The sequence below is a fragment of the Aquabacterium sp. genome (genome assembly GCF_014378415.1).
Taxonomy (GTDB): domain Bacteria; phylum Pseudomonadota; class Gammaproteobacteria; order Burkholderiales; family Burkholderiaceae_C; genus Aquabacterium.
In genome coordinates this window covers 1-11,069 of the sequence record NZ_JACMNS010000200.1, presented here as the reverse complement: position 1 = coordinate 11,069, position 11,069 = coordinate 1, and the positions used below count along the sequence as shown (strand labels likewise).

The following is an 11,069-nucleotide window of genomic DNA, read 5'->3' as shown; positions in this document are numbered from 1 at the left end:
CTTTGACCCGGCGGCGGCGAGTTCATCCTTCGATGACCTGGTGGCCGCGACTTGTGGCGTGGCATTGGCAGCGTGCGAGCGCGAGGGCATGAGCCTGGTGGATGCCGACCGCGAGGCGCTCTTGAGCTGGGTGTTGAGTGCAGTCCCGCAGGCGTGACATTGACTTCAGGTCACACATTTGGGTAAATGCGATACATTCAACGCAACGTAAATTTATTGCAGCTTAAGAGGCATGGATCTGATCGCTAATTTCATACGGGGGATGCTCTCCCCTCGCCAGCACCATGCGCTCTACTTGAGTGCCGCATTTCATTTGAAGCGCGTGGCGCGAGACATTCTCTTGTCCAGGCGGTGGTCAATCACCTTGGTGGCCTTGCTGGGCACCTTGTTGGTGCTGCCCACCTTGAACACCGGTCTCATTGGCGACGACTTCATGTTCAAGTCGCTGTTGAACGGGCAGACCATCCAATCCCACCCCGGTTCGTTCTTTGGCCTGTTCACCTTCGCGGATGGCCAAACCGAGCACGTTCAGCACCTGAAGGACATTGGCCAGGTCCCCTGGTGGGCGGCCGACCATGCGCGCATGTCGTTCTGGCGGCCCCTGTCCGAGTTGACGCATTGGCTGGACTACCAGCTGTGGCCCAACTCGCCGGTCATGATGCACGTCCACAGCTTGCTCTGGTATGGCCTGCTGATCTGCTTGCTGGCGCGCCTTTACCGCGCGCTCGACCCAGCCCCACTGCAGGGCGGTGTGGCCACTTTGATTTTCTCGCTCAGCGCCGTGCATTTGATGACCGTGATCTGGCTGGCGGCACGCAATCAGCTGATGGCCGCCTGCCTGCTCGTCATCACCCTCCATTTCTTCCACCAATGGCGGCAAGGGCAGGGAAGCCGCTACGGTGTGTTCGCCATGCTGAGCCTGTTGCTGGGCCTGTTGTCGGCTGAGGCGGCGGTTGCCACGATGGCTTACCTGGTCGCTTATGCCGTGGCCTATGAGCACGGCAAGTCCTGGAGGGCGCGCCTCTTGTCCTTGCTGCCTTTCCTGTTCATCGTGATTGCTTGGCGCCTGGTCTACAGCCAGCTGGGTTATGGCAGCGCTGAAACAGGCGGCTACATCGACCCGGCGGTTGCCCCGCTCCAGTTTGCGCATGCGCTGTTGCTGCGCCTGCCCTCGCTGTTGCTGTCCTACCTGTACGGGGTGACCTCATCGACGCTGGGCGCGCTGCCCGACGCCATGCGGTCGATGTACGCCCTCATTGCGGCCTCGGCCGTGGTGGGCAGTGCGCTGGTGGCCCATTACTTTGACATGTGGTCCAAGCCCTTGGCCCGCTTCTATGCACTGGGCGCGTTGCTGGCGTTGGTCCCAGTTTGCGCCGCCGAGTCCAATGACCGTTTGCTGCTCAACGCCGAACTTGGATTGAGTGCTTTGCTGGCCATGCTGTTCTTGCACGTGATGGCCCACCATCGGCAATACACGGGCGGATGGGCCTGGGTGTCTAAATTGGTCGTGGGCATCTTGATGGTGGTGCACCTGCTGCTCTACCCCCTGGCCACTGTGGGGCTGGCGGCCATCACGCCGAAGGTGGTCCAAACGCTCGATCACGATGAACCCCTGTCGTTGCCCGACATCGAGCGTGGTGTTCGCGTCCATGTGATCTTGGTGAATCCACCCCAGGCGCTGTTCGTGGGCTACTACCCCTTGGTGCGCGAGTACCATGGCTTGCGCAATGCTGATTCAACCCAGGCCCTGGCCAGTGGTGATCAGTGGCTCACGCTCACGGCCGTGAGTGACCGAACCATTCGTATGACCGCACCCAATGGGTTTGGCGAGGCGCTCAGCCGCGATTTCAGCACGCACCCATTTAAGGCAGGCGACCGGGTGCGTGCTGGCCTATTCGCGGTCGCCGTGGAGGAGGTGACGCCTTATGGCAAGCCCAAGGTGGTGCGTTTTGAGTTCGACACCCCTTGGCAATCAGCCGACTGGCGGTTTTACCAATGGGGCGAGGCGGGCTACGTGCCGTTCACGCTGCCTGCGCTTGGACAAACCGTGACGCTGCCGCCGATCAATGTCGGAAAGCTGGCCATGGCGCGGCTGAGGTCTTCGCTCTTTGGGCGGTCGCAGGTCACTTGTAAAACGCTTCGACCTTGCCCTTCAGGGTGAGCAGCAGCGGCTTGCCTTTGCGGTCTACCTTCTTGCCAGCGGGCACCTTCACCCAGCCTTCGCTGACGCAGTATTCCTCCACATCGAATCGCTCTTTCTCATTGAATCGGATGCCGATGTCGTGTTCGAACACGGCGGCGTTGTAGTGGGTGCTGTTCGGATCAATGGAGAGGCGGTCGGGCAGGGCTGGGGTTTGGTGGGCTTCGCTCATGGGTGTTTCATGGTTCGGTAGATGCGGACAGACTGCTGCGATTCTCCCGGATTTCCATGGCTTGGTTTAATCAGCGGTTCAACAGGCAGCGACAGGCGGTTATCAGCCCGTTCAGGCCCATGGCCCGTGCTGCAAAGGCCTCGGCCTGCTCGCTGATCTGCAGGGCGCGCCAGGTGTCAATGCCTTGTGAGGCCATGCCAATCGGTGTGCCGGGGGGCAGGCCACGTCGACGGCCACCACCTGAGGTGCCTGAGGGCCGATGGTCCAGGCGACGCGGCGGTAAGCGCAGCCACCCAGGTCGTGGTGGAGTATTTCCACGCCATCGTGCAACAAGGCCTGAAGCACCCAATGGGCGTTGGCGTCGCCCACATGGCGTTGCTGCTGATGCGACAAAGTCAAGGCCGGGAACATGTTGCCGCCGCCGTAGACATAGGCCTTGCACAGTTGGGGCGCAAAGCCTTCGTTCTTGATCAGACGGTACATGGTGGACAGGGCGGTGCCGGCGTGGCAAGTGGCCAGCCGGGCTGTGGCTGTGGCGGGGGCCGAGTTCGCGTGCACGATGTGGCACATTGCGCCGACGGTTCGGTGCGGGTCGGTCAGGAGGATGGCCACGCATGAGCCCAGCAAGGTTTGAAGCTGGTCGCCCCGGTGGGCGCACACGACGTCACCGGGGTGCAGGAAGGTGTGCGCACACGTTTCGGCGATCATGTGGCCACCTTGCGGAAAACGCCGGTGGCGATGGGTTTCAAAGGTGTGTCGCAGGCCACGCGGCCTTCGGCCGAGCCGATGAAGAACAGGCCGCCGGGCTTCAGCTGGGTCAGCACGCGGTCCACGACCTCGCGCTTGGTGGGCGCGTCGAAGTAGATCAGCACGTTGCGCAGAAAGATGACGTCAAAAGGCCCGATGTCTTCGATCGGCCGGCACAGGTTGAGCTGGCCAAAGCGCACGTGCTCGCGCAGCTTGGGCTGGATCTGTACCAGGCCTTCGGCATCGCCGTCCCCACGCAGGCAGTATTGCTTCAAGCGCCGGGGCGCCACGTGCCGCAGCCGATCTTCGGGGTAGATGGCCTGGCTGGCGCTGCGCAACACGCGGTCGCTGATGTCCGTGCCCAGGATGGACCAGGTCGGGCTGATGCGGCCTTTTTGCTGCAAGTCGGCCAACAGCATGGCAATGCTGAAGGCTTCATCGCCAAATGAGCTGGCGGCGCTCCAGATGGCAGGCGCCTTGAGGCGCTGGGCTTCGATGTCCTTCTCCAGCCAGGCGAAGTGCTCGGGCTCGCGGAAGAAGTAGGTCTCGTTGGTCGTCAACAGGTCCACCGCGACCTGGAATTCGCCATCGTCATGGGCACCTGAGATCAAGGCCAGGTAGTCGTCAAAATCACCCATGCCCAAGCGCTGGATGCGAGACCCCAGGCGCGATGAAACCAGGGGCTTCTTGCTGTCGCCGAGCGACAAGCCCATGGTTTTGTACATGAGCCCACTGATCTGACGGAAGGTTTCGTCCTGCAGTTCAACCATGATCCGCTCCTGGCTCAGTAAGGGCGGAAGTTGCCGTTGACGGTGCGCGGCGCGCCCGGGCTGGACGAGGAGGTCACCGCGCGCATGGCCGAAGCGCCATTGGCTCGGCGTTTGCCGCTGTCGGCCTCGGGTTTGGTTTTCTTGGTCGGGGCGGCTTCTTCGCCCAGGTGGAAGAAGGCCACCGATTGCTGCAGTTGCTCGGCTTGGCCCGACAGTTCTTCGGACGTGGCGGCCAGCTCTTCAGAGGCCGATGCGTTTTGCTGCGTGGCCTTGCTCAATTGCGACATGGCGCCACTGATCTGGGACACCGATTGGCTTTGCTCGGACGAGGCCGCGGCGATCTCCTGCACCAGCCCGCTGGTCTTCTGGATGGAGGGCACGATCTCGCCCAGCAGCTTGCCTGCCCGCTCGGCGGTGGCCACGCTGTGCATGGCCAGGTCGCCAATTTCTTTGGCGGCCTCCTGGCTGCGTTCGGCCAACTTGCGCACTTCGGCGGCCACCACGGCAAAGCCCTTGCCATGCTCACCAGCACGGGCTGCTTCAATGGCGGCGTTCAAGGCCAGCAGGTTGGTCTGGTAGGCGATGTCATCCACGATGCTGATCTTTTGTGCGATCTGCTTCATGGCCTGCACCGTTTGCGTGACGGCTTCGCCACCTTCAGCAGCTTCGGTGCTGGCCTTGGTGGCCATGCCATCGGTGATGTTGGCGTTGTCGCTGTTCTGCGTGATGGACACCGACATCATGTCGATGGAGGCGGTGGTCTCTTCCACCGACGAGGCCTGTTCGCTGGCCGCTTGCGACAGCGACTGGGCGGTGGCGCTCACCTGGCTGGCCGCGCCCGACAAGGCGTCGGCGGCACCGCGCACTTCGTCGATGATGCTGGCCAGCTTTTCGCAGGTGGCATTGGCGTCGGTCTTGACCTGGTCGAAGGTGCCCTCGGCGTCGCGGGTGATGCGTTGGCCCAAGTCGCCCGTGGCCATGGCCCCGAGCACCCGGCCCACGTCCTCAATGATGCTGGACAGCTTCTCGCTGGTGGCGTTGGCATCGTCTTTGACCTGGCCAAAGACGCCGGAGTAGTCGCGGTTGATGCGCTGCGTCAGGTCACCGGCCGACAGCGCACTCAGTACGCGGCCCACGTCGTCAAAAATTACGCCGGTGGTTTCCAGCAGCGCATTGACGCCGCCGCACAGCACCTCGATCGGGCCGCTCTTGCCGGTCATGGGGATGCGCTGGCTCAGGTCACCGCTCTGGGCGGCCGAGGTGACGCCTTGGGCCTGCTCGACGGCCTGTGACAGCATTTGGGCCGCATTGACCTGCGCCGTGGTGTCGGTGGCGTATTTCACGACCTTGAAGGGCCTGCCGTTCATGTCCATGATGGGGTTGTACGAGGCCTGGATCCAGACCTCCTTGCCGCCCTTGCTAACGCGCTTGTACTGGCCGGCATCGAACTCGCCACGGCCCAGTTTTTCCCAAAACAGGCGGTACTCGATGCTGGCGCGGTGGTCCGGGTCCACGAACATGCCGTGGTGCTGGCCTTTGATTTCGGCCAATGAATAGCCAAGTGTGTTCAAGAAGTTGTCGTTGGCATGCAGGATTTTGCCGTCCAGCGAAAACTCGATGACGGCTTGCGCCTTGTTGATCGCCGCCAGTTGGCCCGAGACGTCAGCGGCCTGAAGCTTGGCAGTCGTGATGTCGCTGGCGTACTTCACGACTTTGAAGGGCTTGCCATTCTTGTCCATGATGGGGCTGTACGAGGCCTGGATCCAGACCTCTTTGCCGCCCTTGCCGATGCGCTTGTATTCGCCGGCATCGAACTCGCCACGGCCCAGCTTTTCCCAGAACACGCGGTACTCCAGGGTGGCGCGGTAGGCGGCGTCCACGAACATGCTGTGGTGCTGGCCCTGGATCTCGGCCAGCGAGTAGCCCAAGGTGTTCAGGAAGTTCTCGTTGGCGTTCAGGATCTTGCCGTTCATCGAGAACTCGATGACGGCCTGGGCCTTGTTGATCGCGCTGAGTTGGCCCTTCATATCGGCCAGCGCCATGTCAGCGTCCAGCCTGGTTTGCTCGGCCTCGGCCAGTTGTTGGCGGTACTTGGCGTTGTCGAAGAGGCGGGTGATCCACGAATGCGTCGATGAGATCATGCTGGGTGTCCTTCACTGATTGAATGTGGATCGACGGCCAGCAGCGCCAAGGGTCCGGGTTTTTCTGAAACGAGTTCAAACTCGACGAGTCGGTAAAAACCGATCGACTCGTGCTGGTCGAGCAAGGCATGTTCCGATGGCCCGCGAAAGAAACCCAAGCTGCGTCAAAGTGGCATAAGCCCAGCATGAAGTCATTCCATGTTTTTCGGATCAAGCCATGTATATCGGCTTGACACCCTCAAACATGTAGACCACCCCGGGTCAAGGCGCGTGAAATGTGGCACGCAATGGCGCTATTTCGCTCGGCGTACCAGGCTGATCAGGCCGCGCCGTCGGCCGCCTTTCGGGGGCGGCGGGCGCGAGGCGCGGCCTTGCGGGCGGCGGGCGCATCGCTGGTGGCTTGGGTGGGTGCTTTGGCCAGATCTGCGGGCGCGGCAGCAGCGCTGGCATTGGCCTTGCCGGCCGCGCTTTTTCGAGCTGGGGCCTTTTTGGCGGCGGCGCGCGGGGCTTTCTTGGCGGCAGGTGGGGCGGCGGTTTCAGCCTGGGCCTGGCTTGGTCTGGCGGGGCTGGCCTTCAGTGGCGCCGGCGCGGCCATGACGGGTGCCACCGGTGCTGGCGCCGTCATGGGGGCGGGGCGATCCTGGTGGTTTGGCGCCCGATCACCTGGGTGGGCCTCGCGACCCCCATCACGGCCCCGGCTTTGCTCGGCCTCATTCGGCATGCGGCGTGCTTCACCACGTTCGCTGCGTTCACCTTGTTGTTGCCCACGGCCCGAGGCCGAACGGCCACCGCGGCCCCGGCGGCGGCCATCGCCACGGTCTTCGCGGTTGGTGGGCTCGTTTTGCGGTGCCTCGGCTTCACCGTGTTGTGTGTGGGCACTGGGCTGTTCTGTGGCGCTGTTTTCGGTGGCGCTGGTGTCTTCGGTGCGGGGCACCGCGCCGCTGCTGCGGTACACGTAGGCGCTGGATTTTTCGTCACGCCCAAACTCGAGCAGGCCGCGTGCACGCGCTTCCTCCAGCAGGTTGCCGAAAGTGCGAAACCCGTAGTAGTTTTCGTTGAAGCCCGGGTTGCGGCGCTTGATGGCCTCTTTCAGCACCGAGGCCCAGATGCGGCCGCCTTCGTCGCGGTCGGTGACCAGCGCTTCGTAGGTTTCGGCGGCCATCTCGACGGCCTTGGTGCGGTGAGCGTGGAGTTCTTCGCGGCGGCGGTTTTCTTCTTCGGGCGTGCGGCGGGCTTGTTGCGGCTCGCGGTTGTCGCGCTTGTCGCGGTGGGCTGCCTGGCGCTGGCTTTCGCGCACCAGGTCGTCGTAGAAGATGAATTCGTCGCAATTGGCGATCAACAGGTCGGACGTTGATTGCTTGACGCCCACGCCGATCACGTACTTGGCGTTCTCACGCAGCTTGGACACCAGCGGCGAGAAGTCGGAATCGCCCGAGATGATGACGAAGGTGTTGACGTGCGACTTGGTGTAGCAAAGGTCGAGCGCATCGACCACCAGGCGGATGTCGGCCGAATTTTTGCCGGACTGGCGCACGTGCGGGATCTCGATCAGCTCGAAATTGGCCTCGTGCATGGTGGCCTTGAAGCCTTTGTAGCGCTCCCAGTCGCAATAGGCCTTCTTGACGACGATGCTGCCCTTGAGCAGCAGGCGCTCTAGCACGGGCTTGATGTCGAACTTGTCGTACTGCGCATCGCGCACGCCGAGGGCGACGTTCTCAAAGTCGCAGAACAGCGCCATGCTGATGTGGTCTTGGGGTGTGGCCATGATTGTTTGTCCCTGATGAGGGCTGCTAGATGAGCCCGGCGTCGTAGAGGTATTTGCTTGGCTTGGCGCCGTCGTAAAGGATGGTCAGCCGGTGCTTGGCGCGGGTCATGCCCACGTACAGCAGATTGCGATTGTCGGCGGTATTGCCGCCCACGGCGAATTCACCTTTGTTCAGGCCCGGCATGATCACGTGTTCGAACTCCAGGCCTTTGGCGGCCTCGATGCTGGACAGCACCACGCAGTGCTTGCTGCGCATGGCTTTTTGCCGCACCTCGCGGGCGTTCATGGCCCGAAAGAACGACTCAACGTTGTCGAAGGTGGCGGCCGACTGGATCAGGCCCTGGATGTTGGCGCTCACCTGCGCGATGTCGTCGGTGCGCACCATCACGCGCGCGGCCAGTTGTTGGGGCGCCAGGGCCTGGACGAAGCGCTCCATCAGCACGTCGGTGGCGTTGGCGCGGATCACGTCCAGCGCGTCGTAGATCAGGCCCCGGATGTGGGGCGGGGCGTTGCGCAGCACCTGGTTTTGCACGAAGTGGGGCACCAGCGCGGGCTGCGCGGCCACTTCCTTGATGGCCAGTTGCTCGGCCTGTTGCTGCTGGGCGTGGTCGGTGGTATCAAACTCCACAAAGGAGCCGCAAAACAGCAGCAGCGATTTGAGGATGCGCACGCGCGTGTCCACGTCTTCGATGGCCGTGAACTCTTCGCGCGCATGGGCGATCAGGCCGCGCACGAACAGCACTTCGGGCCGCATCAGGTAGGGGTCGAAGCCGGCGGTGCGGTAGTCCACGCCCTGGTCCAGAAGGTGGTTCTCCAGCTCGACCGATTGGTGCGGTTGGCGCAGCAGGATGGCCATCTCGGAGGCCAATGATTTGGGGCTCAGGCCTTCGCGGTTTTTAAGCACCTGGGCAATGTGCCGGTGGGCGTCTTTCAGGCTGTCGCAGCGCACCACATTCACCGGGGTGTCGTGCAGGCTTTGCGACAGGTAGTCTTTCACCGCCAGCTGGCCCACATGGCGCGCCAAGGTCTGGCCAAAGCGGTAGGAGCTGGTCAGCGGCAAGCGCTGCGCCACCCCGATCTCGCGGTCAAAGCCACTGCCCATGAAGCTGGCATCGGCGCCCGCCATGGCGTGGATCACCTGGTCGCGGTCGCCAAAGCCAATGAAGGCGGCGGGGTTCTGGGCCAGCAGGTGCTGCAGCACCGTGAACATGGCCCGGTTGGTGTCGTGCATCTCGTCCAGCAAGACCAGGTGCAAGCCAAGGGTCAGGGGGTGCTCGCCTTCCAGCAGAGCATCCTCGGTCATCAGCAGCTTGGCCAGGTCGTGCGTGGCGTCATCGGGTGCCCTGAAGGCGTGTCGATCCGGGTGGCCACCACGGCGCAGGTGCTCGTAGGCCCAGAAGGTGCGCAGGGTCAGGTAGTCGTGGCCCAGCTCATCGGCCAGGGCGGGGGTCAATGGGCGGTCTGCCGCCTCCAAGGTCAACTGCATCGTGCCCTTCAGGCGGGCGAACGAAGCCAGCAGGCCTTCCACCGCGCCTTCGCCCGAGCCTTCGATGGCGAACTCGTCACGGTGGCGTTCGTCCTCGTTGGACAAGACGCGGTCGATGGCCAGCAGCACGTGGGGCTTGAGCTGCTCGGGCGCGTTGTAGCGCGTCACGCCGGGCCCTTCGAGGCTGGCCAGGCGCTCGGCGCAGAACTGGTCAAAGGTTTGGATGCGCAGGCGGTTGCGCACCGTGGCCGGGATGCCGATGCGGTCCAGTGCCAGGCGCAATGACACCACGGCCGCGTCGGTGTAGGTCAGGGTCTGAATGTGGTCCAGGTTGGCACCGCGCTCCAGGGCCTGGGCCAGGCGCAAGGCCAGGGTGGTGGTCTTGGCCGCGCCGGCATTGGCCTCGACAATGACGTGCCGGTGGCGCTCAAGCTGGATCGCCCGCTGCTCAGCGGTGGGCGTGATGCCCTTGGGTTGGAAGACTGGGTCTGTCATTCATCGCCCGAATCGCCGTGGTCTTCAGCATCAGCTTCAGCTTCTGCTTCTGCATCGGCCTCGCGGGTGCCTTTCTTGCTTTTGTTTTTCTTCTTGGCTTTCTCGGCCTCGATTGCCATGCCGGCCGCCCACCAGGCCTGGAACTCGTCCACGGTTTCCAGGGTGATGCGGCCCATGGTGGCCGCCCGGAAATCGGTCAGCACCAGCTCACCGGCTTTTTGCATGTTGATGCGTCCGCCGCCCAGCACCGCACCGCGCTTGCGGCCGATCTCGGTCAGCAGTTCGTCGTCGTGCAGGCCGGCGGTGTTCTCCAGCTTGAAGCGGGCCTCCATCAGCGGCGCGTAGTGCTGCCGCAGGTAGTTCAGCAACTCCAGCGCCACTTCTTCGTCGTCGTAGGCATTGCGCCCGACCGCGCCGCTGGCGGCCAGGTTGTAGCCGCTCTTGTCCACGATGATCTTGGGCCACAGCATGCCGGGCGTGTCGAACAGGTAGAAGTCGGCGGCCAGCGCGATGCGCTGCTCCATCTTGGTGATGCCGGCCTCGTCGCCGGTCTTGGTGGCCTTTTTGCCCGTCAAGGTGTTGATCAGCGTGGACTTGCCCACGTTGGGGATGCCGCAAATCAGCACGCGCATGGGCTTGGCCATGCCGCCCCGCAAGGGGGCCAGGGCGCGGCAGGCCTGGATGAGGCGCTGCGCCGGGGCGGTCACCGAGGCGTCCAGGCCCAGGGCCCGGGTGTCGGGCTGGCTGTTGTAATGGGCCAGCCACTCTTCGGTGCGCGCCGGGTCGGCCAAGTCCTGCTTGTTTAGCAGCTTGAGCTTGGGTTTGTGGCCCGTGAGTTGGTGCAGCAGGGGGTTGGCGCTGGAGCCCGGCAGGCGGGCGTCCAGCAGCTCGATCACGACGTCAGTTTCCTTGATGCGTTCGCTGATGGCTTTTTTGGTCAGGTGCATGTGACCGGGAAACCATTGGATGGGCATCTTGCTGACTTTCAAGGCTAGGGTGGACGAGACCCGCCATTGTCCCACTCCCGGCGCGTGCAGGCTTTTTGCGCTTGGGGTGTAATGCGCACTCCCCACCCCTTCAGAAAGCACAACATGTCCATTTCCATGTACTCGGCCAGCGTGCCCGTGGCCATCCGCATCCTGAACAACCTGTCGACCATCCTGGGCAAGGCCGCCGCGCATTGCGAGGCCCGCAAGATTGACGAAGCCGCGCTGCTGAACTCGCGCATCTTCCCCGACATGTTCCCCTTGACGCGCCAGGTGCAGATTGCCGCTGACATGATCAAGGGCGGCG

General features: G+C 63.3%; 8 protein-coding genes and 2 pseudogenes. 2 read left to right on the top strand and 8 right to left on the bottom strand.

The window, feature by feature from the left end:
- Positions 1-295 precede the first annotated feature (295 nt).
- Complete coding sequence (locus tag H7225_RS17120; protein WP_290664020.1) at positions 296-2,161, top strand: hypothetical protein; 1,866 nt, start codon at positions 296-298, stop codon at positions 2,159-2,161.
- Here H7225_RS17120 and H7225_RS17115 read toward each other — a convergent pair.
- The 8 genes and pseudogenes from H7225_RS17115 to ylqF all read right to left on the bottom strand — a co-directional run bounded on the left by H7225_RS17115 (position 2,124) and on the right by ylqF (position 10,750).
- On the bottom strand, positions 2,124-2,372 hold the full coding sequence (locus H7225_RS17115) for a DUF3297 family protein (protein WP_290664018.1): 249 nt from the start codon (positions 2,370-2,372) through the stop codon (positions 2,124-2,126). The genes H7225_RS17120 and H7225_RS17115 overlap by 38 nt on opposite strands.
- A gap of 70 nt (positions 2,373-2,442) precedes the next feature.
- Positions 2,443-2,574: pseudogene (locus tag H7225_RS17110) on the bottom strand (LrgB family protein); the annotation flags it as partial.
- A 77-nt stretch (positions 2,575-2,651) separates the two neighbouring features.
- Positions 2,652-2,942 (bottom strand): annotated as a pseudogene (locus tag H7225_RS17105) (hypothetical protein); the annotation flags it as partial.
- Between the two features lie 134 nt (positions 2,943-3,076).
- Complete coding sequence (locus H7225_RS17100; RefSeq protein ID WP_290664016.1) at positions 3,077-3,889, bottom strand: CheR family methyltransferase; 813 nt, start codon at positions 3,887-3,889, stop codon at positions 3,077-3,079.
- Between the two features lie 14 nt (positions 3,890-3,903).
- On the bottom strand, positions 3,904-6,030 hold the full coding sequence (locus tag H7225_RS17095) for a methyl-accepting chemotaxis protein (protein WP_290664014.1): 2,127 nt from the start codon (positions 6,028-6,030) through the stop codon (positions 3,904-3,906).
- A 319-nt stretch (positions 6,031-6,349) separates the two neighbouring features.
- Positions 6,350-7,795: an NYN domain-containing protein gene (locus H7225_RS17090; RefSeq protein WP_290664012.1), complete on the bottom strand. Its 1,446-nt coding sequence runs from the start codon at positions 7,793-7,795 to the stop codon at positions 6,350-6,352.
- Between the two features lie 25 nt (positions 7,796-7,820).
- Positions 7,821-9,776, bottom strand: coding sequence for an ATP-dependent helicase (locus tag H7225_RS17085; protein WP_290664010.1), 1,956 nt, complete (start codon positions 9,774-9,776; stop codon positions 7,821-7,823).
- Positions 9,773-10,750, bottom strand: coding sequence for a ribosome biogenesis GTPase YlqF (ylqF, locus tag H7225_RS17080; protein WP_290664022.1), 978 nt, complete (start codon positions 10,748-10,750; stop codon positions 9,773-9,775). The genes H7225_RS17085 and ylqF overlap by 4 nt, the downstream gene beginning before the upstream one ends.
- Positions 10,751-10,867: 117 nt before the next feature.
- Here ylqF and H7225_RS17075 point away from each other — a divergent pair.
- A partial coding sequence (locus H7225_RS17075) for a DUF1993 family protein (RefSeq protein ID WP_290664007.1) occupies positions 10,868-11,069 on the top strand: 202 nt, incomplete at its 3' end.